The following is a 23,629-nucleotide window of genomic DNA, read 5'->3' on the forward strand; positions in this document are numbered from 1 at the left end:
TCCTCCGTCCGGGCGTCTGAGACGATGGTCGGGTGAACGAGATTCCGCGGGGCACGCTTCAGGAGCAGACCTTCTACGAGCAGGTGGGCGGCGAGGAGACCTTCCGCCGCCTGGTCCGGCGCTTCTACCAGGGGGTCGCGGAGGACCCGCTGCTGCGCCCGATGTACCCGGAGGAGGACCTGGGCCCGGCCGAGGAGCGGTTCACGCTGTTCCTGATCCAGTACTGGGGCGGCCCGACCACCTACAGCGAGCACCGCGGCCATCCGCGCCTGCGGATGCGGCACGCCCCGTTCCAGGTGGACGCGGCGGCGCACGACGCGTGGCTGAGCCACATGCGGGTCGCGGTGGACGAGCTGGGCCTGGCGCCGGAGCACGAGGCCCAGCTGTGGAAGTACCTCACGTACGCCGCCGCGTCGATGATCAACACGGCGGGTTAGCCGGGCCGGGGATTCAGCCCCGGGATTCAGCCGGAGATCAGCCCGAGGTCCGGACCGGGCGGACCTGGAGGGCGCCCAGGCCGCCGCCCAGGCCGGGGCTGCGCATGGCGACGGAGCCGTACGGGGTACGCAGCCGCAGCCAGCTCCCGGCGGCGAGCAGGGCCACCGGGTCGGGGGCGGTCTCCGTACGCGGGGTGGCGGCGGGCACGGTGGCCCGTACCGGCCGCAGGAAGCCCAGGGACTGCGCGGCGTGCACGGCGCGCAGCGGGAGCTCGGTGTCGCCCAGCGTCCGCGACCAGATCTCACGGCCGATGTGGTCGCGCTCGGACCGGGTCCGGTGCTGTTCGGGCAGGGCCTCGTCGCGGGCCCGGAACTCGGCGACGGCACCCGCCACGGCCGCCCCCATCTCCTGGGGCCCGGGCAGCCCGGGCAGCTGCCGCCAGCCGCCGCGCGGCGGGAGCACCCCGGTCCACGGCGGGCCGGTGACCGGCCGCGGCACCGTGGCCGCGGCCGAGGTCTCGTCCACGGATTCCAGGAGCTCACCGGCGGAGACCGTCAAGTCGAGCGGCGCCTCGACGGGCGAGGCGAGCCGCACCGTGCGGATGGCCAGGACCTCGAAGGACGGCGGCCGTCCGAAGACGGCGAGCGCGCCGCCGCCGGCCTGAAGGCGGACGGCGGCGGCGCGGTCGTAGTGCACCAGCCGGCCCAGGAAGGCGGCGAGGTCCGCCGCCTCCCCGGAGTCGGCGAAGTGCAGCCGTTCGTTCATGCCGCGAGGCGTCCTTCCGAGCCGACGGGCTCGTCGAGGTACTTCTCGAGGAAGTGCTTCTCCTCGGCCGTGATGCGGCGGGGCCGCCCCTCGGCGAGGTTGTAGGGCACGACCACGGTCGAGGCGCGCACGTAGATCCTCTCGGGCGCGTCCTCGGTCGCCTCGTCCTTGACCTCGTAGCCGATGGTCAGGGACGCGGCGCCTATCCGGGTCACCCAGGACTCGATGAGCACCGGCTCGTGACGGTGCACGAGGGGCAGCTTGTAGTCGATCTCGTGGCGGGCCACGACGGACCCGCCCGTGAAGGACTCGCTGCCCTCCCCCGGCGCCAGCCGGAACATGAAGTCGATCCTCGCCTCCTCCAGGTAGCGGAGGAAGACCACGTTGTTCACGTGTCCGAAGGAGTCCATGTCCGACCAGCGCAGGGGGCACCGGTAGTGGTGTCTGGCCATGGTGCGGACCTCAGCCTCGGGTGAGCTTCTTGTAGGTGGCACGGTGCGGACGGGTCGCGTCCGCACCGAGGCGCTCGACCTTGTTCTTCTCGTACGACTCGAAGTTGCCCTCGAACCAGTACCACTTGGACTCGCCCTCGTACGCGAGGATGTGCGTGGCGACCCGGTCCAGGAACCAGCGGTCGTGGGAGATGACCACGGCCGCGCCGGGGAACTCCAGCAGCGCGTTCTCGAGCGAGGACAGGGTCTCGACGTCGAGGTCGTTGGTGGGCTCGTCGAGGAGCAGCAGGTTGCCGCCCTCCTTGAGCGTCAGCGCCAGGTTGAGGCGGTTGCGCTCACCACCGGACAGGACGCCGGCCGGCTTCTGCTGGTCCGGACCCTTGAAGCCGAAGGCGCTGACGTACGCGCGGGACGGCATCTCGACCTGGCCGACGTTGATGTAGTCCAGCTCGTCCGACACGACCGCCCAGAGGGTCTTCTTGGGGTCGATGTTGGCGCGGCTCTGGTCGACGTACGAGATCTTGACGGTCTCGCCGATCTTGACGGTGCCGGAGTCCGGCGCCTCCAGGCCCTGGATCATCTTGAAGAGCGTGGTCTTGCCGGCGCCGTTCGGGCCGATGATGCCGACGATGCCGTTGCGCGGCAGCGTGAAGGACAGGTCGTCGATGAGGACCTTGTCGCCGAACGCCTTCGAGAGGTTGTTGACCTCGACCACGATCGAGCCCAGACGCGGGCCCGGCGGGATCTGGATCTCCTCGAAGTCGAGCTTGCGCATCTTGTCCGCCTCGGCCGCCATCTCCTCGTAGCGGGCGAGACGGGCCTTGGACTTGGTCTGGCGGCCCTTGGCGTTGGAGCGGACCCACTCCAGCTCTTCCTTGAGGCGCTTCTGGCGCTTCTCGTCCTTGCGGCCCTCGACCTTGAGGCGGGTGGCCTTCTTCTCCAGGTAGGTGGAGTAGTTGCCCTCGTAGGGGTGGGCACGGCCGCGGTCGAGCTCGAGGATCCACTCGGCGACGTTGTTCAGGAAGTACCGGTCGTGGGTCACGGCCACGACGGCGCCCTTGTACTGCGAGAGGTGCTGCTCCAGCCAGTTCACCGACTCGGCGTCGAGGTGGTTGGTGGGCTCGTCGAGGAGGAGCAGGTCCGGGGCCTCGATCAGCAGCTTGCAGAGCGCCACGCGGCGCTTCTCGCCACCGGAGAGGTTGACGACGGGCCAGTCGCCGGGCGGGCAGCCCAGGGCGTCCATGGCCTGCTCCAGCTGGGCGTCGAGGTCCCAGGCGTTGGCGTGGTCCAGGACTTCCTGGAGCTTGCCCATCTCGTCCATGAGCGCGTCGGTGTAGTCGGTCGCCATCTCCTCGGCGACCTCGTTGAAGCGCTTGAGCTTGCTCATGATCTCGGCGGCGCCGTCCTGGACGTTCTCCAGGACGGTCTTCGACTCGTCGAGCTTGGGCTCCTGCATGAGGATGCCGACGGTGAAGCCGGGCGACAGGAAGGCGTCGCCGTTGGACGGCTGCTCCAGGCCCGCCATGATCTTCAGAACGGTGGACTTACCGGCACCGTTCGGGCCGACCACACCGATCTTCGCGCCGGGCAGGAAGTTCAAGGAGACGTCATCAAGAATCACCTTGTCGCCGTGCGCCTTGCGCGTCTTGCGCATGGTGTAGATGTACTCAGCCAAGAGAAACCGTCCGGCAGATCGATGGGCAGGCAGATACACCCCATCTTGCCAGCCGTCCACCCTCCCGGGGAAACGCGTAAGGTCGGGGCCCCTGAGCTGGGGCGTGGCCGTAGGCCGACCTCACGCTCCGGTCATGAAGGCCGGTCGAGCACGCAAGGGGCGGGGCATCGGGCGGGGCGGGCACTTTCCCGTGGAGCCGCCCGGGGCGACGGACGGCACGGCAGGATTCCCCTGAAGGCGACGGGAACGAGCGGCCGGGGGCTCCATGGGGAACACGATGCTGGCACTGGCGGTGGCACTGGTCGGCGTCATGGGCACCGCGATGCGGGCCGACCTCGGCGTGGACGCGTAGGCCCTGCCCTCTGTCCTGTTCCCCGCTCGGCCCCGTCCCGTCCGGTCCGGTCCCGTTCGGTCCGCTCCCGTTCGGTCCGGTCAGGTCACGTCCGCGGCCGGTAGACGGTGAGCGCGTCGGGGAGCTCGTCGAGGACCAGGGCCGTCGGCGACTCGGCGTACTCGCCGTCGTAGGCGAGGGGGGTGCCCGCCGGGATGTCCCCGATCCGCAGGCTGCGCAGCCGGGTCGCGGTGTGGACCGGGGAGCGGGTCAGCGGGCCCGCGAAGGCGGCGGCCAGCAGGCGGGGGCCGGGACGGCCGCCGCCGTAGACGAGCCGGACGTCGAGCAGGCCCTCGCCGAGGCTGTCGCGGCGCCGGGGGGTGGGGCCGGTCCCGTGATAGGTGCCGTTGCCCGCGAAGAGCAGCCAGACGCTCCGGGGCCTCCCGGCCAGCCGGAGCCGCACGGGCCGCTCGGCGCGCAGTACCTGCCAGGCCGCCAGCAGCGCGGCGGCGGCTCCGCCGATGCGCGGGCCCCAGCGCAGCCGGTGGCGCAGCAGCTCCGGGTAGGCGCCGATGCTGAAGTTGTTCAGGAAATAGCCCGACCGGCCCTCCGGTCCGGGGGTGAAGCGGCCCACGCCGATGCGGACGGCGTGGCCCGAGGCCAGGGCGCGGCAGGTGTCCTCGGGTCCGCCGAGGCCCAGGTCCATGGCGAAGTGGTTGAGGGTGCCGCCGGGGAACACCGCCAGCGGAAGCCCGGCCCGCAGGGCGGCGGAAGCGGCCGCGTTGACGGTGCCGTCTCCGCCGCAGACGCCGAGGACGGTGGCGCGGGAGGCCGCCTCGTCCAGCCGGGCGGCCAGGTCCGGGCCCTCGCACTCGATCACCTCGGCCTTGGGGAGCCGGGTGCGCAGTACGTCGAGCCCGGCGGTCGCGGCCGTCCCCGATCCGGTGTTGACCACCAGGGTGAGCCCCTCCCCGTCGGGCAGCGCGGGCACGCCGACGGCGGTCCGCTCGTCGCCCGGCACGATCCTGGCCTCCTGGGCGTCCCTCGCGAGCCGGTCCACGACGAAGCCCGCCGCCACGCCCAGCGCGGCCCCCGCGAGCACGTCGGAGGGGTAGTGCACCCCGGTGTACACGCGGGAGAAGGCCACGGACGCGGCCACCGGCGCCAGCACGGCGCCCCAGCCCGGGGACTCCAGCGCCAGCCCGGCGGTGAAGGCGAAGGCCGACGCCGAGTGCCCGGACGGGAACGAGGTGGTCTGCGGCTGCGTGGCCAGCTGCCGCACCGCGGGTACGCCGTCCAGCAGCGGCCGCGGGCGGCGTACGGACCATTTGGCGACGGTGTTGATGGTCGCGGACGCCAGCGCCAGCGAGGCGGCTCCGCGCACGGCGGCCTTACGGGCCCGGGCAGATCCGAAGACGGCGAGCGCGGCGGCGGCCCCGCCCCACAGCATCCCGTGGTTCGCGGCCCGCCCCAGCCGCGGCAGTACCCGGTCCGCCCCGTGCCAGTGCCGCCGGGCCACCATGTCGAACAGCGCGCGATCCCACCGCACCACCGTGCCCTGCCAGGTCAGTTCTTGATCCACCATTGTCTGCCCCTACCCCGGGGCGTGGATCCGAAATCAGGCCTGGCCGTCCTCCCCCTCGTCCAGCGGGCGCTTGCGGAGCAGGAGGACCACCAGGCCGCCCAGGACCACCAGGCCCACCGCCAGGGAGGCGATGACCGGGGTGGCCGCCGAACTGCCGCTGGTGGCCAGCCGCTCCTCGTCCGGGGAGTCCGGCGTGGCCTGGGCGGCGGCGGACTGGACGCCCTGCTGCCCGGCGGGCGTGACCGCGTTCCCGCCGGCCGTGGCGGCCGTCCCGACGACCGGGGGCTCCGGCCAGACCGCCGTGGCCGTGGCGGCGGCCGCGGACTCGCTGGAGCCCGCCACGATCAGCGCCCGGGCGGGCACCCCGCTGGTGAACAACCGCCCGACCGGCACCTTGGTCGCGCCGTGGACGGTGACCGAGGCCGTCCCGTCAGGGGTGCCCGCGGGCACCTCGAAGTACAGCCGGCTGCCGTTGACGGCGGACTCCATCGGCCGCCCCTCGGCGTCCACCACCCGCACCCCCATCGCGACGGCCGCCGCGTCAGGGACGACCGACACGCTCCGCGCCCCGGTCCGCACGGTCACCGGGCCGAGCCGGGTGCCCACCGCCCCGGACACGCCGCCCGGGTCCAGCCCCAGCGAGGCGGGCGGCTCCGGCAGCTGTCCGGCCTGCCGCTGCAGATAGTCGGCCAGCTTCTCCGCCGCCGGGTCCGCGGCCTCCACCTGCACCCCGTCCGCCAGCCGCCAGATCGCGACCTGGGTCCCGGCCGCCGCGCTCTCCGCGGTGAGCGCCCCGGCCCCGGCCACCTTGGCGAGCCCGGCCAGATCGTTCAGCTGGGGATAGGAGTGCTCCAGGACCCAGCGGATCCGGCCCGCCTCCCGGTTCCCGGCCAGCGGGCTGCCGGCCCAGCCACTCTCGGTGTACCGGGCCTGCGGCTGCGCGTTGCCCGCGACGCCGACCCCGTACGTCTGGAGCATCCCGCCGCCGTCGACCCGCATCTCGTAGAGGCCGGCCGGGATCTGCCGGACCGATCCGTCCCCGGAGCGGAGGACCGCCTGCCCGTAGGTCTTCAGCCCGTCCAGCACGGCGCTCGCACCCTCCGGCGCCCGGGAAGCCGCGGGGTCGGAATCGGCGGCCGCTTGGGCGCCGGGCGCGGCGGCGAGGGCCGCGGCCAGCAGGGCCACCGCCAGCGGGCGGCGCGCGGAGCCCCGTACCGACACGGCGCCGGAAGCAGAGCGACCGCAAGGACGAGCCGAAACCGGAGCGGAAACCGGAGCGGAAGCAGGAACGGAAGCAGGAACGGAGGATGCGGGAACGGCAATCGACACAGTCTTCCCCTTCGGGCCAAAGACCCAGGTGCCCGTGAGTACCGGGGAATCCTATCCGGCTCGAACACTCAGACCACCGCCGCCTTTTGATTACCCATCAGCGGCGTATCGGTCTTGACCACGCGGCGGAACGCGGCCGTCCCCCGGTTGAGGTCGTGCCCGACGGCCGTGGCGTCGATCTCCGCCGAGACCCACCGCTGGCCCTCCCCGTCGGGCGGGTCCTCCCGCACCCGCAGCCGGCCGTGCACCACGAGCGGTTCGCCGACCGACACCGAACCGGCCAGGTTCACCGCGAGGGTGCGCCGCGCCCACACCGTGTAGAAGCTGGTGGACCCGTCGGTCCAGGCTTCCTTGCGCCGGTCGAAGTACCTCGGCGTCACGGCGAAACGGAACCTCGCCGACGGGCCGCCCACCGTCTCCTTGTAGTCGATCTGCGTCGCCACGTACCCCACGAGCGTCACCTGGGTGTCGTTCATCCCGGCCGCCCTCCCCCGTGATTCGCACCCGCACGGACCGTCCGCACGGGGTACGCACCATGCTGGGGCCGCCCGCGGATCCCCGCTCCGGCCTGTGGACTACTGGCGGGTTGTGGACAACCGCGTCCCCCCTGCGGCGACGGCGGCGTACTGCTCCCGCACCTCCCGGTAGCGCAGCAGCTCGGCCGCCACCGGCTCCAGCACCCGGGCCCGCCCGCACCCGGCCGCCGCCTGCCGCAGCTTCTGCTCCGCGTCCTGCCCGTACCTGCGCGCCGGGCCGCGGGCCGCGATCGAGCAGGCCCATTCCACCAGCGGCCCGCCGACGATGCCCGCCACCATCAGCAGCACCGGCGGCATCAGCTGCGGCTCCAGGACCCCGACGATCTGCCCGACCAGCCACAGGCCCCCGAAGATCTGCAGCAGCGTCATCGCCGCCTGCCCCAGCACCGCCGCCGGCCACCACGCGGGCCGCGGCGGTTTGACGGTGGGCACCGCGACCGCCGCGCCGAGGGTCACCGCCAGCTCGTCCAGCGCCTCCGGGAGCCGTTCGGCGCCGCGCACCGCCGTCTCCCGTACCGCCTGCGCCCACGGCTCGGGCAGGCCCGCGACCGCCTCGTCGGCGACCGCCCGCACGGCCAGCTCCACCTTCTGGCGCGCGGTCACCTCCTCCTCGACGGGCGCCTCGGGAACCGGCGCGCCCCGCCCGCCGATCGCCGCGAGGGCGGCCAGGCCCGCCAGCGTGCGCGGCGCGCGGCGGCTCTCGTACCACCGCCACAGCCGCAGCCACGGTGTCCCGCACGCCTTTCCGGCATTGCGCCGCCAGGCCCGCTCGGCCGCGATCCCTGCCGCATAGGCGCCGACCGCCTCGGCGAGCCGGTCCTCGAACTCGGCGCGAGCCGCCTCCCCGATCTCCGGCCCCAAGTGCCCGGCCGCCACGTACAGCGGCCGCAGGCGCACCGCCGCGCGGTCGACGTCGGCGGAAATCCGCCGGGTCGCGGCGCCCTTCTCCTGGGTGAACTGTCCGAGGAGCTCGCGCAGTTCCCCGACGCCTTCACCCGTCAGCGCGGAAAGTCCGAGCACCGTGGCCCCCGGCTCCCCGTGCTCGCCCAGTGCGATCCCGTCCTCGTCCAGCAGCCGCCGCAGGTCGTCCAGTACGAGGTCGGCGGATTCCCCGGGCAGCCGGTCCACCTGGTTGAGCACGACGAAGGTCACCTCCGCGTGCCCGGCCAGCGGTCGCAGGTACCGCTCGTGCAGCACCGCGTCCGCGTACTTCTCCGGGTCCACGACCCACACCACCGCGTCGACCAGCGCCAGTACGCGGTCCACGTGGTCGCGGTGCGCGCCGACCGCCGAGTCGAGGTCGGGCAGATCGACGAGGACCATCCCGCGCAGTGCCTCCGCCTCCGAGGTCTCGCGGGGCCGGCGCCGCAGCCGCCCGGGGATCTCCAGCCGGTCCAGCAGCCCGGCGGCCCCGTCCGACCAGCTACAGGCGATGGGGGCGGCGGTGGTCGGCCGGCGCAGCCCGGTCTCGGAGATCTGCACCCCCGCGAGTGAATTGAACAGTGTGGACTTGCCGCTTCCGGTGGCCCCGGCGATCGCGACGACCGTGTGCTGCGGTGACAGCCCGCGCCGCGCGGCCGCTTCGTCCAGCACCCGGCCCGCCTCGGCGAGGGTCTTGCCGTCGAGCCGGGTCCGGGACAGCCCGACCAGCTGGCGCAGCGCGTCCAGGCGCGCGCGCAGGGCCCGCCCCTCGGGGCTGAGCGGGGGCGCGGACGCCTTGCCGCCGTCGCTGCCCGCGCCGGAGACCGCCCGGACGAGCGCCTCGTCGCCCTCGTCGCCTTCCTCGCCCTCGTTGCCCTCGCCGTCGCCCTCGGCGCCCTCGGCCGCCTCGACGGCCTTGGGGCGCGAGCGCGCGATGAGTCCGTCGTCCCAGCGGTCGTCGGTGCGGTCGGTCAGAGCGGTCACCGCGTCACCTCTCCTTCTGCAGTACGGACAGCGCGGCAATCAGCTCGGCCTGTGGTTCCGGGGTCACTTCAAGCGCCTCCAGCGGTGCGAGCCGACGGTCGCGTTCGGCGCGCAGCACCTGGTCGAGGTGGTCGCCGACCAGCTCCGCGCCCCGGTCGCGCAGCCGCAGGGCCGCCTGCGCGCCGACCCGTTCGGCGAGCTTCTCCCCTGCGGGCCGGGCCCGCTTGCCACCGAGGAGGGCGGCGACGAGCAGCGCCGCGACGGCGTCGGGGTCGGGGGCGGGCTGCCGGTCGAGCTGCGCGACCTCCTCCTCGGCGAGTTCCTCCAGCACGCGCCGCCAGCGCCGTACGGCCATGCCGATACGTTCCCCCGCCTCCCTGTCGGGCGTGGGCAGGGGTACGGCGCCTGCGGCGGGCTCGCGCCGCCAGGACTCGGCGATCCGCTCGTCGGCGGCGGCGACGGCGCACTGGAGCAGCGAGGCGAGGGATTCGGCGAGCGAGTCGAGGAGTTCGTCGGCGGTCGTGTCGAGGGGGTAGCCGCGCCACCGGGTCAGCGCGTCCCCGGCGAGCACGGCGCCCTGGTCGAGACGGTTGCGGACGCGCTTGCCCTCCCTCTTGTACGCCTGCTCCACGGCCGTGGTCAGCCGTACGGCGGCGGCGTACTGGGCGGCGACGGCGGAGGCGAGTTCGGGCATCCGGCGGCCGAGCGAGTCGAGCGCGCCGAGCGCGGTCCGCCCGACGGCGTACTGCCGGGCGGCGGGGTCCTGGGCGTGGTGGGCGAGCCAAGCGGCCAGCGGCGCGACGGCGCTGCCCGGGAGCAGCCCGCCGCCGCCGGCGGATTCGGGGAGTTCGGGCACGGTGAAGCGCGGTACGTCGCCCAGCCCGGCCCGGGTGAGCAGGGCCCCATACTGCCGGGAGACCTCGGCGAGCACCTGGTGCGGGACCCGGTCGAGGACGGTGATGAGGGTGGCCTTGTACTGCTTGGCGGTGCGCAGCAGGTGCCAGGGGACGGCGTCGGCGTACCGCGAGGCGGTAGTGACCATCACCCAGACGTCGGCGGCGCAGATGAGTTCGGCGGCGAGTGTCCGGTTCTCGACCACGAGGGAGTCGATGTCGGGGGCGTCGAGGATGGCGAGTCCGCGCGGGAGGGTGGAGACGGTCTCGATCCTCATCTCGCGGGTGGCGTGGCTGCGGCCGTGGCCGTTCGGGTGGCCGCGGCGATGGGCGTTCGGGTGGCCGCGGTCGCGGGGCCCGGTCTTGGCGGCGGAAGGCGGCTCCTCCTCGCCGTGCGGCACCCAGACCCGCATGAGGTCGGGCAACACCCGCATCCCGGCGAACCAGTGGTGATCATCCGGATGGCAGACGAGCACCGGCGTACGCGTGGTGGGGCGCAGTACCCCCGCCTCGCTGACCTGCCGTCCGACGAGTGAGTTGACGAGGGTGGACTTGCCGGCCCCGGTGGACCCGCCGACGACGGCGAGCATCGGCGCCTCGGGCGCCTTCAGCCGGGGTACGAGGTAGTCATCGAGCTGTGCGAGCAGCTCGGCTCTGGTCTGGCGGGCGCGCGGAGCGCCGGGCAGGGGCAGCGGCAGACGCACGGACGCGACCCGGTCGCGCAGGGCGGACAGGGCATCGAGCAGCTGAGGCCGAACATCCAAGGTCACCACATGCGAAGAATGCCCAATTTGGGACCATTTTTGAAGCTTATACGTCCCCTGCGCGCCGACCGCTACCCCAGTGGGACATCCTGGACACGACGGACGAGTGGGGCGCAGGCATAACGAGTGCACAACACCAGGGGCGCCGCGGCGCAAAAGCGATGCGAGAATCGCACCTGCCTGCGATTATCGGGACCGCTTCACCGAACCTCCACATCGTGGCACGCGGGTGAAGCAACCGGGACAAGGCGACCGGAGCCCTATCCTTGACCCGGCACGGACCACAGTCCCACCCCCACCAGGGGCTCCAGGCCCACCACGGCCACCTTCCGGCCCCCGTAGCTCAGTGGATAGAGCAGGTGCCTTCTAAGCACTTGGCCGCAGGTTCGAGTCCTGCCGGGGGCACTCTTTCCGCACCACCCCGAGCCCTCCCTCCGCGGAGGGCTTTCGTGCAGGTCAGAGCAGCTTATCGGGGCACCCGTAGCGGCGGGGTAAGGGTCCTCGGCGCGCCGAGGAGACACGCCGGAGGGCGGGTCCCCGGTCCGGGGCCCGCCCTCCGCGTTCGTCCTTTATCACCTCTGACCGCCCCGTGTCGCGGCGCTGCCCCGGCCATGCACCTGTTTCGGACGAGGCGTCAGCGGCCGGTCGTGCCGCCGCCGCTCTCCCGGCGCCTGCGGTTGCGCCGGCCGAGGGCTCCCGCCAAACCGATCAAGGCGCCTGTGAGCGCGCCGCCCACGAGGATGCGCAGCAGGTCTTCCATCGAGTACTCCCCCTCTGGGCCGGGTCGCCGATCGACCACGAACGGGGACACTAGCGACGTGCGGGCGGCCTGGCTTGGACAAATCTGACCTCGCCCGTCACAGGGTGAGGGCGCCCTCCGCCACACGGGCGGCGGACATCCGGCCGGGGGTGGTCCCGGCCAGGGCGCGGAACTCGCGGTTGAGATGAGCCTGGTCGTAGAAGCCGCAGACAGCGGTCACGTCGGTGAGATTCGCGCCCTCGCGGGTGAGCAGCCCTACGGCCCGGTGGAAACGCAGTACCCGGGCGGACATCTTGGGCGCCAGGCCGATCTGTTCGGTGAACCGTCGGACCAGGTAGCCCTGGCTCCAGCCCACTTCGGCCGCGATCCGGCCGACCGGGATCGCCCCGCCGGCGCGGGACAGCAGGTGCCAGGCGTGGCTCACCTCGGGCGCGGGACGCGGGCCGCGCCCGATGCGGGCCGACAGGGCGTTGTCCAGCAGGTCGAAACGGGCTCCCCAGTCGCCGGTGGCCGCCAGTTGTTCCACCAGCACTCCGGCCTCGGGTCCAAGGACGTCGCGGAGCTCGACCACCCTGTTGGTCAACTCGCTCATCGGCACGGCGAACAGCCGGAAGGCACCCAGTGGGGTCAACTCGAGCCGGATCGCCTCCTGGCCACCGGGGTGGTCGCACACCCGGGGCCCGTCCTCCAGACCCGCGACCAGCGAGCCGGTCACCTGGCTGTCCGGGCTCGCCTCCCCCAGCCGTCGGACCTGGGCGAACGGCTCCCCCAGGCTGATCACCACGACGGCCCGGCCGGTGGGAACCAGCCGCACCCGGTACGGCGAGGCCGCCGCCTCCCAGTAGCCGGCATAGCTGTGCACGAACGGGCGCAACTGGGGAGGCCACGGCCGGGTCACCCGCCACCGGTCACCCACGCGAGTCATCTCGACTCCCGGACCGGCCACGCCCGAGATTCCGGCCATCGGTACGTCCCTCCCCGAATGGATCGACACCTCGAACGATAGGGCCCGGCCGTTCGATCGGACGAGGAGCGCTCCTCACGGCCGAAGCCGTACGCCCCTTGGGCGCGGGCCGTGCCGGGCGCGTGCGGCTAGGAGATCCCGAGGACCCGGACCGCCTGGTAGTACGTCCACGCCGTGCTGTCGCAGGAGCCTTTGCGGGTGCCCGAGTAGTGCGCGCAGACCCTCTTCAGGTCCTCGTGGAAGGCGAGGTCCAGCCGGGACTTGGCAGCCGGAAACAGCCCTGCCGCCCGGTGGTTGCGGTAGCCGAAGTCGTGCCGTGCGCAGGCCATCCGGAAGGGGAAGCCGAAGGGGTTGTCGGGGGAGCTGGTGCAGTAGTCGGTCGACCAGTCGAAGCCGTACGCCGCCCAGCCGGCCCGGTTCTCGCGCGCCGTCGCCCAGGCCTCGTAGCTCGCCTCGCTGGTCTGCGTCCAGGTGCTGAGCACCAGGGGCTTGTCCGCGGGGGCTGCCGATGCCGGGGTGGCGACGGCGAGGACGGCGGCCATCGCGGCTGCGGCGAAGGCGGGGAGGGGGGTGAGGCGGCGGCGCATGGCATTCCTCCTGGAGCGGGCGGCGGACGGCGCCCGGACTCCCCGTGCGGCCACGGACCGCGCACCGTCGCCCTGCGCCGCCCTCTCAACGACGGACGGGGCCGCTCCGTATCGCCTGCCGCCACCGCCGGGCGGCACTCCGCCCGTCCGTCAAAGAGCCCCGGCCCCGGCCCCGGCCCGCGCCAGCACCCGGGCGGCCGCCTCGGCGAAGCCTTCCGGGTTGTCCAGCATGATGTTGTGCCCGCAGCCGGGGACGGCCAGTACGGCGACACCCGCCGCCCGCAGCGCGTCGGCTCCCGCAAGCGGGCCGTCCGCCTCGGGCAGCAGGAAGCCGCGCGGAATCCTGAGGCCCAGCAGGAGCTCGCGCATGGTGGGCTCGGTGCCCGCGACCAGGTGGACGGCGCTGCGGTGCAGGGCGGTCCGGCCGGCCAGCCGCATCGTGGACCACCAGTGCGCCCCGACACGGTCGCGCACCTCGGCCCACCCGCCCGCCAGGAACTCCTCCTCGGTGTAGGAGGAGATCCCGCTGCTCCCGGACGTACCGGGTACGCGGGGCAGCGGATCCAGGTTGGCGTCGACGAGCACCAGCCGGGAGACCAGGCGGGGGTGCCGGGCGGCGAGCACGATGGCGACGGATCCGCCCATGCTGTGCGCGATCAGCTCCGCGCCGTGCGCCCCGGCCTCGGTGAGGGCGGCCGCCAGCGCGTCGGCATGCGCCTCAAGGGTGTAGGAGAAGTCCTCGGGCCGGTCGCTGTGCCCGTGGCCCAGCAGGTCGACCAGCAGGGAACGGCGCCCCGCCAGCAGCGGATGGACGGCGCTCGCCGCGAAGTACGCGGGCGAGCTGGCCCCGAGCCCGTGCACGTAGACCCGGGCCGGTTCCTCCCCCGGCAGTTCCACCCAGCGGATCCGGTCGCCGTTCGCGGTGACGGCAGCGCTTCGCACGATGTACTCCCCCGTGTGTTTCCCCGTACTTCCCGGCACTTGCCGGTACTTGCCGGTCTTGCCGGTACTTCCCGTGGGGCCGAGGATAGCCAGCCCCCGACGGGCGCATCCCGGCTCGTCTACCCTCGGTCAGGTGATCGAGTACATGAACCAGCTCGGCGGCGACGCACCGCGGACCGGCACGGCCCCCGAGGGCGCGGCCGTCGCGGTGTGGTCCCTGGACACCTCGCTGGAGTCGGTCGGCGGGCACGAGGTCGCCGCGGCGGTGGCGCTGCTGGACGCCGGCGAACAGGAGCGCGCCGGGAAGCTGTTGCGGCCCGCGGACCGGCAGCGGTACCTCGCCTCGCACCTGGCGCTGCGCGTGCTGCTCGGCAGCTACCTGGGGCAGGCTCCGGAGCAGGTCCTGCTGGTCCGGGAGGAGTGCCCCTGCTGCGGAGGCCCGCACGGGCGGCCCGCCGTGGCCGGCGGCGCGGTCCACTTCTCCCTCTCGCACAGCGGCGACGTGGCCTACCTGGCCTTCGCCGGGGTGCCGGTCGGCGTCGACGTGGAGGAGACACCGGGCCCCGACGCGGTGGCCGACGTCATGCCCCTGCTGCACCCGGCGGAGGTCGCCGAGCTGACCGCGCTCCCGGAGCCGGCCCGCAGGCCCGCCCTCGCCCGTGTCTGGAGCCGCAAGGAGGCCTGCCTCAAGGCCGAAGGCACGGGCCTGGCCCGCGGCGTGACCGAACCGTACGTCGGCTCCGCCGCCGCCCCGGCCTCCGTACCGGGCTGGACGCTACGGGACCTCCCGGCCCCCGCGGGCTACGCGGCGGCCGTGGCCGTGCGGGCCTGAGGGCTCGCACCCGCCCGGCGCGCGCCGCGGCCACAGCCGTCGGGGCAGGCCCGGCGGCCGCCTCGGCCGGGTCCCGCCCCGGGTCCCGCCCCGGGTCCTGCCCCGGGTCCTGCCCCGGGCGCCGCCCGCCACGCCGCGTCGAAATCCGCGTCCGCGCATGCCGTCCCGGCATCATCGTCGCCATGGACATCCGCCGGGCCCGTACCACCGCCGAACTCACCGCCGCCGAGTCCCTCTTCGACGGGCCCGCCCGCGCGGAGTGGTGCGAGCGCTTCCTCGCCGCGCCGTGGCACCTGATGCTCATCGCGTACGTGGACGGAGTACCGGCCGGCATGGTCTCCGGCGTCGAGATGAGCCACCCCGACAAGGGCACCGAGATGTGCCTGTACGAGCTCTCCGTGGACGAGGGCTACCGGCGCCGCGGGATCGGCCGCGCCCTGGCCCTGGCGCTCGCCGACGAGGCCCGGGCACGCGGCTGTTACGGCATGTGGGTGGGGGTCGACACGGACAACGAGGCGGCCCTGGCCACGTACGCCTCCGCCGGAGCCCGCGACGAGGGCGTCTTCGCCATGCGCGGCTGGCCCCTGGACGCGAAGTAGCTCCCGCGGCGGCGTGTCGTGCGCCCAGTCGGCGCACCCTCCGCGCGCCTGCGCCGCCCGTCGCCGAGCATCGGCCACATGACCGCATTCGCCGCCCTCCTCCCGGCCGCCGCCGCCCTCCTCGTGGCGGCCACCACGGCCACCGCCCTGCCGCCGTCCCCCGACACCACCGCCACTGCCACTGCCACTGCCACCGCCCCGTACGTCGTCGTCCTGAAGGACACCACCTCCCGCGCCCCGGCCCACGCCCTGGCCGGCGAGGCGGCGCAGGCCGGTGACCACGTCGGCGCCGTCTACGACACCGTCCTGAGCGGCTTCGCCGTCCGCACCACCGCCGCCAGGGCGGCCGCCCTGGCCGCCGACCCCCGGGTGGCCAACGTGGAGCCGGACGCGGAGTTCCACATCACCGACACCCAGCCGCAGGCGCCCTGGCCGCTGGACCGGATCGACCAGCGCGAACTCCCGCTCGACGGCTCGTACTCGTACGCGACCAGGGCCGAGGGCGTCACCGTCTACGTGGTGGACACCGGGATCAACACCGCCCACCAGGAGTTCGGCGGCCGTGCCCGGACCGGCTACAACGGGGTGTTCTTCGAAACCTCCCGCGACTGCAACGGCCACGGCACGCACGTCGCGGCGACCGTGGGCGGAAGGACGTACGGCGTCGCGAAGGGGGCCTCCCTCGTCGCGGTGAAGGTGGCCGACTGCCGTGGCGACGGACGGCTGTCGGCCATGGTCGGCGGGATCGAGTGGATGGTGAAGAACGCCGCCAGGTCGCCCGCCACCCCGGCGGTGGCGAACCTGAGCATGGGCGGCGCCCCCAGCCACGCCCTCGACACCGCGGTCGCGCGGGCCGTCGCCGCCGGGATCACCGTCACCGTGGCCGCCGGCAACGAGGGCGAGGACGCCTGCGCCGTATCCCCGGCCCGCGTCCCGCAGGCCGTCACGGTCGGCGCGACCGACGCCGCGGACCGGCGCGCGCCGTTCTCCAACCACGGCCGCTGCGTGGACCTCTCGGCTCCCGGCGTGTCCGTCACCTCGGCCTGGAAGGGCTCCGCCACCGCCACCGCGCGGGCCTCCGGCACCTCGATGGCGGCCCCGCACGTGGCCGGAGTCGCGGCGCTCGTCCTCGCCGACGGCACGGCGAAGACCCCGTCGCAGGTGTCGCAGACGCTGGTACGCAGCGCCGTGCCCGACCGGATCACCGCGCTCCCTCCCGGCACCCCGAACCTCCTGCTGCACACCCCGAGCGACCGCTAACGGCGGTCACCGACCAGTCGGTATCCGATGTGCCAGCAGACCCGTTCTGATGGCACATCAATTTCTGTGTGCTTCGGGCGAAAACAAGTCATTGACTTCTCATCACCGCGACGCGTCAATGTCGGCCACCGCACCGGCTCGGCCTCCCCCACACAGCGGGTGGGGGGAGGGGTTCGTCATGACGAAGGAGTCGCGACCCAGTGAGTACCAAAACGCTTCGACGAAGAGTGCTGGCCGGGGCGGGAGCCCTTTCCCTGGCCCTGACGGGTGGTGTGGTGGGCCTGGCAGGCTCCGCCCAGGCCGCGACGAAGACCACCGCGGTGTTCGAGAACTGCGACGCCCCGGCGCCGCAGCCGGACGGTTCGGGCAACCAGAACTACACGATCACACTGCCCGACGGCGCCAAGGCCGGCGACGTCGTCCCGATCACGATCGACCCGGGTGCGAGCCCCCTGGTCCCCGGCTTCTCCGTCACGACGGTGAACACCTCCAAGATCACCCTCAAGGTCGGGACGACCACCCAGGTGGTCACCAGCCCGCCCGAGACCGTCACCGTCGTGGCCGGGCAGCCGCTCGACCCGAAGGCGTTCTCCGGAACCATCAAGATCCCCGACGGCACCGAGGGCACCACGGTCGACGTCGCACTCGACCTGGCGGTGACCGACGCGGACCTCTCCGGGTCGGTCTTCACCACCACGTGCACCCCGGCGCCGCGCCCCAGCGCCTCCCTCGGATCGGTCGCCGTCGAAGCCCTGCCCAAGGACCCGGTCACCACCAAGCTGACGCCCAACAGCGGCCCGGCGGGCACCGCCGTCGTCGTCACCGGTGCCAACTTCCCGGCCGGCCCCGTCACCTGTTCCGCCCTGCTCGGGGGCGTGGCGACCGGTGACACCGGGACGGGCACGGCGGCCGCGTCAGGCGCCGCCACCTGCAACATCACGGTCACCAAGAAGGCCGACACGATCAAGATCGACGGTTCGGTCACCCCGTACAAGGCCTTCGTGTTCCTGGAGGAGCAGGCGGGCGTCAAGAATCCGGTCGACGTCGAGGTCCTGCCCGGACCGCTGGCCCTCGGCCCGAAGGACGGCCAGCCGGCCGTCAGCTTCGGTGCGGTGACCATCAACGGCAAGGCCCAGTCGGTGGTCGGCGTCTTCAACGCCGCGACCGTCCAGGACTTCCGCGGCGGCTCGCTCGGCTGGGACGTGACGGCGACCCGTACGCCGTTCCTGAACCAGGCGACCGGCCACTCGATGGCGAAGGCGCAGATCGGCATCCAGCCGTCCTGCACCGTGACCAACCCGGACAGCCCGAGCACCTGCACCGCGGGCGCGCCCGGCGCGATCTCCGGGACCCCGATGAAGGTGGCCTCGCAAGGCCCCGGCGGGGACGAGCTGACCGGTGGTGAGTTCGCCGTCGGCGGAGCCGGGATGATCCAGCTCCCGCCGTTCATGTTCGCCGACACCTACCAGACGGTCGTGACCTTCTCGATCGCCTGACCGGCCCCCGGGCCCCAGGGTGGTGCGGCGCTCCGGCGCCGCACCACCCCTTCCCCGTTTCCGTGCCGACTGGAGAACCGCCCATGCGCACCCGCACCTCTCTGTACGGTCTGCTCGTCGGCCTGTTGCTGCTGGGCGCGGGCCTGCTCCCGGCCGCGACCGCTTCGGCGGCGGACAACGGCACCTGGGGCGTCTTCCCCACGCCCCCGGCCGGTGCGGCGATGACCGACCGCGCGTACTTCTTCCACCAGGGCGCGGCCGGGACCACCGTCCAGGACAGCGCGACGATCCTCAACTCCTCCGACAAGGAGCTGACGTTCCAGGTCTTCGCCACCGACGCCGTGAACACTCCGGTGGGCGGCGCCTTCGCCCTGCTGCCGGTGGAGACCGGGCCCAAGGACGTCGGCGCGTGGATCGCGCTGCCGCCGGAGACCGCGACCACGGTGACCGTGCCGCCCAAGGGCCGCAAGGACGTCCCCTTCACGGTGAAGGTCCCCGCGGACGCGACGCCCGGCGACCACGTCGGCGGGATCGTCGCCCTGAACACCGCCGTGGAGGGCGTGCAGCAGGAGGGCAAGGTCCAGGTGGGGGTGAAGCGCTCGGTGGGCGCCCGGCTGTACTTCCGGGTGCCGGGCCCGCTGACGCCGGGGCTGAGCGTGGAGGACGTGAAGGTCAGCCGGTCGGCACCGCTGCTGCCCTGGGTCCGCGACGCCCGCGCCACGATCTCGTACGCCCTGGTCAACCGGGGCAACGTGGTCGTCGAGCCGAAGGTGACGGTCACGGCCGAGGGGCTGTTCGGGCGTCAGGTGCTGAACCGGCCGGCCCGTGAGCTGAAGCTGGTGCTGCTGCCGGGCCAGCGGGTCGAGCTGACCGAACCGTGGCCGGACGCACCGCAGTCGGACTGGGTGACCGTGACGATAGCCGCCGGGGCGAGCGCCCATCCCGAGCTCGTCTCGGAGTCCGGAACGGACTTCGTCGCCGTGCCGTGGCCGGCGGTGGGCGCGGCCTTGGTGCTCGCGGGAGCCGGCATCGCCTTCCGGGTGGTGCGGCGCCGGCGCCGCACGGTCCCGGAACACACCGGGTCCGCACCGGACTTGGCCCGTTCGCTGTGACCGGTCGGGGTATCGCCAGGGAGGGTCACAGCGAGGGTCACGGCGAGCGCTGAAACGGACTCGCCCCCCGCGGTGAGGGTTGCGGGGGGCGAGCGGACCTACGGGCGCGGGTCAGTGGTTGCGGGGGAAGCCCAGGTCCACGCCCGCGGGCGCGTCCGCGGGGTCCGGCCAGCGGGTCGTGACGACCTTGCCGCGCGTGTAGAAGTGGATGCCGTCGTTGCCGTAGATGTGGTGGTCGCCGAAGAGCGAGTCCTTCCAGCCACCGAAGGAGTGGTAGCCCACCGGGACCGGGATCGGCACGTTGACGCCGACCATGCCCGCCTCGATCTCCAGCTGGAAGCGGCGGGCGGCGCCGCCGTCGCGGGTGAAGATCGCGGTGCCGTTGCCAAACGGCGAGGCGTTGATGAGGGCCACGCCCTCCTCGTAGGTCTCGGCGCGCAGCACGCACAGGACCGGGCCGAAGATCTCGTCGCGGTAGGCGTCGGAGTCGGTCTTCACGTTGTCGAGCAGCGACAGGCCGATCCAGTGGCCGTTCTCGAAGCCGCCCACCGTGTACCCAGTGCCGTCCAGGACCACGTCGGCGCCCTGGGCGGCCGCGCCCTTCACGTACGAGGCGACCTTGTCGCGGTGGGCGGCGCTGATCAGCGGGCCCATCTCGGAGGTCGGGTCGTTGCCGGGGCCGATCTTGATCTTCTCGGCGCGCTCGCGGATCTTCTCCACCAGCTCGTCGCCGATGGAGCCGACGGCCACGACGGCGGAGATCGCCATGCAGCGCTCGCCCGCCGAGCCGTAGGCGGCGGAGACCGCCGCGTCGGCGGCCGCGTCCAGGTCGGCGTCCGGGAGCACCAGCATGTGGTTCTTGGCGCCGCCGAGCGCCTGGACGCGCTTGCCGTTGGCGGAGGCGGTGGTGTGGATGTGCCGGGCGATCGGGGTCGATCCGACGAAGGAGACGGCCGCGATGCCGGGGTGCGCGAGGAGCGCGTCCACGGCCACCTTGTCGCCGTGCACGACGTTCAGCACGCCCGCCGGCAGACCCGCCTCGCTCATCAGCTCGGCGAGCTTGTTGGCGGCGGAGGGGTCCTTCTCGCTCGGCTTGAGGATGAAGGTGTTTCCGCAGGCCACGGCCAACGGGAACATCCACATCGGCACCATCGCCGGGAAGTTGAACGGGGTGATGCCCGCGACCACGCCCAGCGGCTGGCGGATGGCGGAGACGTCGACGCGGCTGGAGACCGAGGTCGACAGCTCGCCCTTGAGCTGGGTGGTGATCCCGCAGGCCAGCTCGACGATCTCCAGGCCGCGCGCGACCTCGCCCAGCGCGTCCGAGTGGACCTTGCCGTGCTCGGCGGTGATCAGCTCGGCGATGGCGTCGCGGTTGGCGTCCAGCAGGGCGCGGTAGGCGAACAGCACCTTGGTGCGGGCGGCCAGCGAGGACTGGCCCCAGGTCAGGTACGCCTCCTTGGCGACCTCTACGGCAGCGTCGACCTCGGCGGCCGAGGCGAGCGCGACCTGGGTGGTGACCTCGCCGGTGGCCGGGTCGGTGACCGGGCCGTAATTGCCCGACGCGCCCTCGACGGTCTTGCCACCGATCCAGTGGTTGACGGTCTTCATGCCTTTGCTCCTTCACAGATGGCGACGTCGCTGCGCGGCTTGCCGGTCGTACTCTTCACGGGCCTGGGCCGCCGCCTTGCGGGTCGCGGTCTCGGCCACAGGAACATCCCACCACGCCTGTGCGGGGGGCGGGCCCGACACAGTGTCGGGCGTTCGGGTCTGTACGTAGACACATGTGGGACATGTTGCCGAGCGGGCCTCGGCGAGAGCTTCCCGCAGGTCACGCACGGTGCGGGCGCGGATCACGGCCATCCCGAGGGAGGCCGCGTTGGCCGCGAGGTCCACCGGGAGGGGCTCTCCCGTGTACGAGCCGTCCGGCGCGCGGAAGCGGTACGCGGTGCCGAAGCCCTCGCCGCCCACGGCCCCGGAAAGGCCTCCGATCGACGCGTAGCCGTGGTTGTCGAGGATCACCAGCCTGAGCGGGACACCCTCCTGTACGGCCGTGACGATCTCGGTCGGGTTCATCAGGTACGTGCCGTCGCCCACCAGCGCCCACACGGGGCGGCCCGGCGCGGCGAGGGCGACCCCGATCGCGGCCGGGATCTCGTATCCCATGCAGGAGTACCCGTACTCGACGTGGTACTGGTCCGCCGAGCGGGCCCGCCACAGTTTGTGCAGGTCGCCGGGGAGGGAGCCGGCCGCGTTGATCAGGATGTCGGTGTCGTCGGCGAGGGCGTCGAGCAGGCCCAGCACCTGCGCCTGGGTGGGCGGCAGGTCCTCGTCGGGGGCGGACACGGCGTAGGCCTGGTCGACGCGGGCCTCCCAGCGGCCCCTGCCCTGACGGTACGCCGTCTCGTACGCGGGATCCACGCGGTGGCCGGACAGCGCGAGGCGCAGTTCGTCGAGGCCTTCGCGCGCGTCGGCGACCAGGGGCAGGGCGGCGAGTTTGTGGGCGTCGTACGGGTCGAGGTTGAGGCCGATGAACCGGACGGCCGGATGCCGGAAGAGGGTCGCGGAGGCGGTGGTGAAGTCGGTCAGCCGGGTCCCGGCGGCGATGACGAGATCGGCCTCCCGGGCCAGGGCATCGGCGACGACGGTCCCCGTGTGGCCGATCCCGCCCAGGTCGGCGGGGTGGTCGTACGGCAGGACGCCCTTGCCGGCCTGGGTGACCGCGACCGGGATCCCGGTGGCCTCGGCGAGGGCGGCGAGGGCCGCCTGGGCCGCGCTGTGCCGGATCCCGCCGCCCGCGACGATCAGCGGCCGGGCACAGCCCCGTACCGCTTCGGCCGCCACGGCGAGCTCGTGGCGGTCGGGCCGGGGCCGGCGCACCCCCCAGACGCGCTCGGCGAAGAACTCCTCGGGCCAGTCGTACGCCTCCGCCTGCACGTCCTGCGGCAGCGCGAGGGTGACGGCGCCGGTCTGCACGGGGTCGGTGAGCACGCGCATCGCCTGGAGGGCGGCCGGGATCAGGGCCTCGGGGCGGGTGATCCGGTCGAAGTGGCGGGAGACGGGCCGCAGGGCGTCGTTGACGGAGACGTCCCCGGCGTAGGGCACCTCCAGCTGCTGGAGCACGGGGTCGGCGGGCCGGGTGGCGAAGGTGTCCCCGGGCAGCAGGAGCACCGGGATCCGGTTGATCGTGGCGAGGGCGGCGCCGGTGACGAGGTTGGTGGCGCCGGGCCCGATGGAGGTGGTGACGGCGTGCGCGGAGAGCCGCCCGCTCTGCCGGGCGTACCCGACGGCCGCGTGCACCATGGCCTGTTCGTTGCGGCCCTGGAGGAAGGGCATGGCGTCCGGGCCGGTCTCCAGGAGGGCCTGCCCCAGCCCGGCGACGTTCCCGTGTCCGAAGATCCCCCAGGTGGCCGCGATCAGCCGGCGGTGCTGTCCGTCGCGCTCGGTGTACTGCCGGGCGAGGAAGGTGACGAGGGCCTGGGCGACGGTGAGTCTCATCGGGGTGCCTCCGCCTCGGTGAAGGGCAGCCGGGGGTCGACGTCCTGGCCGTCCCAGGTGGACCGGATCCAGCCGTGGTCGGGGTGGTCGCGGATCAGCCACTCCCGCGTCGCGCCCGGACCGGCCATCACGTTGAGGTAGTACATGTCGTGGCCGGGGGCGGCGATGGACGGGCCGTGCCAGCCGTCGGGGATGAGCACGGCGTCCCCGGTGCGCACCTCGGTGAGGATGTCGGTCTTCCCGGCCGGGGAGGGGCTGACGCGCTGGTAGCCGAGCCCGGGGACGTCCCCGTGCGGGGCGATCTCGAAGTAGTAGATCTCCTCCAGCCGGGACTCCTCGCCGGGGTGGTGCTCGTCGTGCTTGTGGGGCGGGTACGAGGACCAGTTCCCGCCGGGGGTGAGGACCTCCACGGCGATGAGCCGGTCGCAGTCGAATCCGGCGGGGCCGGCGGCGGCGAAGTTGTTGACCTGACGGGAGCACTGCCCGGTGCCGCGCAGTTCGACGGGCACGGCCTTTGCCGGTCCGTACCGGGCGGGCAGCCGGTTGTCGCACCGGGCCCCCGCGAGGGCGAACCGCCCGCCGTCCCTCGATGTGACCTCCGCGTGCGCGTCCCGGGGCACGTACGCGAAATCGGTGGGGCCGCCGAAAACCCCGTTTCGTCCGCGGAGTTCGAACGCCTGCGGCTCCGCTGCGGGGGCTCCGCCGATGACCCCCGTTTCACCGCCGCCCGGCGGAAAATCCAGCCCCGCCGGCGTTTGAGGCGCGGGTCCGGGCAGAGCCCGGCAGCGGACCTCGCACCCGCCCGACAGCGGGAGCACGATCCACTCGCACTCCCCCGCCTCGAACCCGTACGCCTCCCCCGGCTCAAGGGCGAGTACCCGCAGCCGAGTCCATTCCATCCCCCAC

21 protein-coding genes and 1 tRNA gene are annotated in these 23,629 nt (G+C 73.4%); 7 read left to right on the forward strand and 15 right to left on the reverse strand.

The genetic code is table 11. The features are described 5' to 3' along the window. Nucleotides 1-32 precede the first annotated feature (32 nt). Nucleotides 33-437: a globin gene (locus OG737_RS09555; protein ID WP_328925773.1), complete on the forward strand. Its 405-nt coding sequence runs from the start codon at nt 33-35 to the stop codon at nt 435-437. 37 nt (nt 438-474) lie between these two features. Here OG737_RS09555 and OG737_RS09560 read toward each other — a convergent pair whose 3' ends face one another. The 8 genes from OG737_RS09560 to OG737_RS09595 form a co-directional block, all read right to left on the reverse strand. Next, complete coding sequence (locus OG737_RS09560; protein WP_405921411.1) at nt 475-1,203, reverse strand: hypothetical protein; 729 nt, start codon at nt 1,201-1,203, stop codon at nt 475-477. Then, nucleotides 1,200-1,655 (reverse strand): thioesterase family protein, encoded by a 456-nt coding sequence (locus OG737_RS09565; protein ID WP_328925775.1) that lies wholly within the window; start codon nt 1,653-1,655, stop codon nt 1,200-1,202. The genes OG737_RS09560 and OG737_RS09565 overlap by 4 nt, the downstream gene beginning before the upstream one ends. A gap of 10 nt (nt 1,656-1,665) precedes the next feature. Then, entirely contained in the window at nt 1,666-3,330 is a 1,665-nt protein-coding gene (gene ettA, locus OG737_RS09570) for an energy-dependent translational throttle protein EttA (protein ID WP_328925776.1), read from the reverse strand. A gap of 437 nt (nt 3,331-3,767) precedes the next feature. Then, nucleotides 3,768-5,246 carry a phosphatase PAP2 family protein gene (locus OG737_RS09575; protein WP_328925777.1) on the reverse strand — a complete coding sequence of 493 codons (1,479 nt, stop codon included), beginning with the start codon at nt 5,244-5,246 and terminating at the stop codon, nt 3,768-3,770. Between the two features lie 33 nt (nt 5,247-5,279). Beyond that, on the reverse strand, nt 5,280-6,467 hold the full coding sequence (locus tag OG737_RS09580; protein WP_328925778.1) for a thioester domain-containing protein: 1,188 nt from the start codon (nt 6,465-6,467) through the stop codon (nt 5,280-5,282). Nucleotides 6,468-6,643: 176 nt separating this feature from the next. Next, nucleotides 6,644-7,051 carry a single-stranded DNA-binding protein gene (locus tag OG737_RS09585; protein WP_328925779.1) on the reverse strand — a complete coding sequence of 136 codons (408 nt, stop codon included), beginning with the start codon at nt 7,049-7,051 and terminating at the stop codon, nt 6,644-6,646. 99 nt (nt 7,052-7,150) lie between these two features. Further along, on the reverse strand, nt 7,151-9,016 hold the full coding sequence (locus OG737_RS09590; protein WP_405921412.1) for a GTPase: 1,866 nt from the start codon (nt 9,014-9,016) through the stop codon (nt 7,151-7,153). A 4-nt stretch (nt 9,017-9,020) separates the two neighbouring features. Continuing rightward, entirely contained in the window at nt 9,021-10,673 is a 1,653-nt protein-coding gene (locus tag OG737_RS09595; protein WP_328930271.1) for a dynamin family protein, read from the reverse strand. A gap of 332 nt (nt 10,674-11,005) precedes the next feature. Here OG737_RS09595 and OG737_RS09600 point away from each other — a divergent pair. Beyond that, a tRNA-Arg gene (locus OG737_RS09600) sits at nt 11,006-11,078 on the forward strand. A gap of 229 nt (nt 11,079-11,307) precedes the next feature. Here the strand turns inward: OG737_RS09600 and OG737_RS09605 are convergent. The 4 genes from OG737_RS09605 to OG737_RS09620 form a co-directional block, all read right to left on the reverse strand. Further along, nucleotides 11,308-11,433 carry a hypothetical protein gene (locus OG737_RS09605; RefSeq protein WP_328925781.1) on the reverse strand — a complete coding sequence of 42 codons (126 nt, stop codon included), beginning with the start codon at nt 11,431-11,433 and terminating at the stop codon, nt 11,308-11,310. A gap of 97 nt (nt 11,434-11,530) precedes the next feature. Next, nucleotides 11,531-12,358 carry an AraC family transcriptional regulator gene (locus OG737_RS09610; RefSeq protein ID WP_328925782.1) on the reverse strand — a complete coding sequence of 276 codons (828 nt, stop codon included), beginning with the start codon at nt 12,356-12,358 and terminating at the stop codon, nt 11,531-11,533. A gap of 167 nt (nt 12,359-12,525) precedes the next feature. Next, on the reverse strand, nt 12,526-12,984 hold the full coding sequence (locus OG737_RS09615; protein ID WP_405921413.1) for a phospholipase: 459 nt from the start codon (nt 12,982-12,984) through the stop codon (nt 12,526-12,528). A gap of 150 nt (nt 12,985-13,134) precedes the next feature. After that, nucleotides 13,135-13,926, reverse strand: coding sequence for an alpha/beta fold hydrolase (locus OG737_RS09620; RefSeq protein ID WP_405921414.1), 792 nt, complete (start codon nt 13,924-13,926; stop codon nt 13,135-13,137). Nucleotides 13,927-14,059: 133 nt separating this feature from the next. Between OG737_RS09620 and OG737_RS09625 the strand changes: the two genes are divergently transcribed. The 5 genes from OG737_RS09625 (at nt 14,060) to OG737_RS09645 (ending at nt 19,225) form a co-directional block, all read left to right on the forward strand. After that, nucleotides 14,060-14,758, forward strand: a complete 699-nt coding sequence (locus OG737_RS09625) for a 4'-phosphopantetheinyl transferase family protein (protein ID WP_405921415.1) — start codon at nt 14,060-14,062, stop codon at nt 14,756-14,758. 182 nt (nt 14,759-14,940) lie between these two features. Further along, complete coding sequence (locus OG737_RS09630) at nt 14,941-15,357, forward strand: GNAT family N-acetyltransferase (protein WP_405921416.1); 417 nt, start codon at nt 14,941-14,943, stop codon at nt 15,355-15,357. 78 nt (nt 15,358-15,435) lie between these two features. Next, nucleotides 15,436-16,617 carry a S8 family peptidase gene (locus OG737_RS09635; RefSeq protein WP_405921417.1) on the forward strand — a complete coding sequence of 394 codons (1,182 nt, stop codon included), beginning with the start codon at nt 15,436-15,438 and terminating at the stop codon, nt 16,615-16,617. Nucleotides 16,618-16,817: 200 nt separating this feature from the next. Then, on the forward strand, nt 16,818-18,113 hold the full coding sequence (locus OG737_RS09640) for a hypothetical protein (protein WP_405921418.1): 1,296 nt from the start codon (nt 16,818-16,820) through the stop codon (nt 18,111-18,113). Between the two features lie 83 nt (nt 18,114-18,196). Next, nucleotides 18,197-19,225, forward strand: coding sequence for a WxL protein peptidoglycan domain-containing protein (locus OG737_RS09645; protein WP_405921419.1), 1,029 nt, complete (start codon nt 18,197-18,199; stop codon nt 19,223-19,225). A gap of 111 nt (nt 19,226-19,336) precedes the next feature. Here the strand turns inward: OG737_RS09645 and OG737_RS09650 are convergent, their stop codons facing one another. From OG737_RS09650 to iolB, 3 genes are read right to left on the reverse strand one after another with little or no spacing between them, the layout of a single operon-like run. Then, the gene (locus OG737_RS09650) at nt 19,337-20,836 is read right to left on the reverse strand and encodes a CoA-acylating methylmalonate-semialdehyde dehydrogenase (RefSeq protein WP_328925790.1); all 1,500 of its coding nucleotides are present in this window, start codon (nt 20,834-20,836) and stop codon (nt 19,337-19,339) included. Between the two features lie 12 nt (nt 20,837-20,848). Next, entirely contained in the window at nt 20,849-22,723 is a 1,875-nt protein-coding gene (gene iolD / locus OG737_RS09655; RefSeq protein ID WP_405921420.1) for a 3D-(3,5/4)-trihydroxycyclohexane-1,2-dione acylhydrolase (decyclizing), read from the reverse strand. Next, complete coding sequence (gene iolB / locus OG737_RS09660; RefSeq protein ID WP_405922407.1) at nt 22,720-23,622, reverse strand: 5-deoxy-glucuronate isomerase; 903 nt, start codon at nt 23,620-23,622, stop codon at nt 22,720-22,722. The genes iolD and iolB overlap by 4 nt, the downstream gene beginning before the upstream one ends. Nucleotides 23,623-23,629 lie beyond the last annotated feature (7 nt).

Source organism: Streptomyces sp. NBC_00122 (assembly GCF_045160845.1).
GTDB lineage: Bacteria > Actinomycetota > Actinomycetes > Streptomycetales > Streptomycetaceae > Streptomyces.

Excerpts from the sequence above, each read along its gene's own strand:
- OG737_RS09560 (WP_405921411.1), bottom strand. The coding sequence starts at position 1,203 with ATGAACGAACGGCTGCACTTCGCCGACTCCGGGGAGGCGGCGGACCTC.
- OG737_RS09565 (WP_328925775.1), bottom strand. The coding sequence starts at position 1,655 with ATGGCCAGACACCACTACCGGTGCCCCCTGCGCTGGTCGGACATGGAC.
- OG737_RS09575 (WP_328925777.1), bottom strand. The coding sequence starts at position 5,246 with ATGGTGGATCAAGAACTGACCTGGCAGGGCACGGTGGTGCGGTGGGAT.
- OG737_RS09585 (WP_328925779.1), bottom strand. The coding sequence starts at position 7,051 with ATGAACGACACCCAGGTGACGCTCGTGGGGTACGTGGCGACGCAGATC.
- OG737_RS09605 (WP_328925781.1), bottom strand. The coding sequence starts at position 11,433 with ATGGAAGACCTGCTGCGCATCCTCGTGGGCGGCGCGCTCACAGGCGCC.
- OG737_RS09610 (WP_328925782.1), bottom strand. The coding sequence starts at position 12,358 with ATGACTCGCGTGGGTGACCGGTGGCGGGTGACCCGGCCGTGGCCTCCC.
- OG737_RS09615 (WP_405921413.1), bottom strand. The coding sequence starts at position 12,984 with ATGCGCCGCCGCCTCACCCCCCTCCCCGCCTTCGCCGCAGCCGCGATG.
- OG737_RS09630 (WP_405921416.1), top strand. The coding sequence starts at position 14,941 with ATGGACATCCGCCGGGCCCGTACCACCGCCGAACTCACCGCCGCCGAG.
- OG737_RS09635 (WP_405921417.1), top strand. The coding sequence starts at position 15,436 with ATGACCGCATTCGCCGCCCTCCTCCCGGCCGCCGCCGCCCTCCTCGTG.
- OG737_RS09645 (WP_405921419.1), top strand. The coding sequence starts at position 18,197 with ATGCGCACCCGCACCTCTCTGTACGGTCTGCTCGTCGGCCTGTTGCTG.
- OG737_RS09650 (WP_328925790.1), bottom strand. The coding sequence starts at position 20,836 with ATGAAGACCGTCAACCACTGGATCGGTGGCAAGACCGTCGAGGGCGCG.
- iolD (WP_405921420.1), bottom strand. The coding sequence starts at position 22,723 with ATGAGACTCACCGTCGCCCAGGCCCTCGTCACCTTCCTCGCCCGGCAG.
- iolB (WP_405922407.1), bottom strand. The coding sequence starts at position 23,622 with ATGGAATGGACTCGGCTGCGGGTACTCGCCCTTGAGCCGGGGGAGGCG.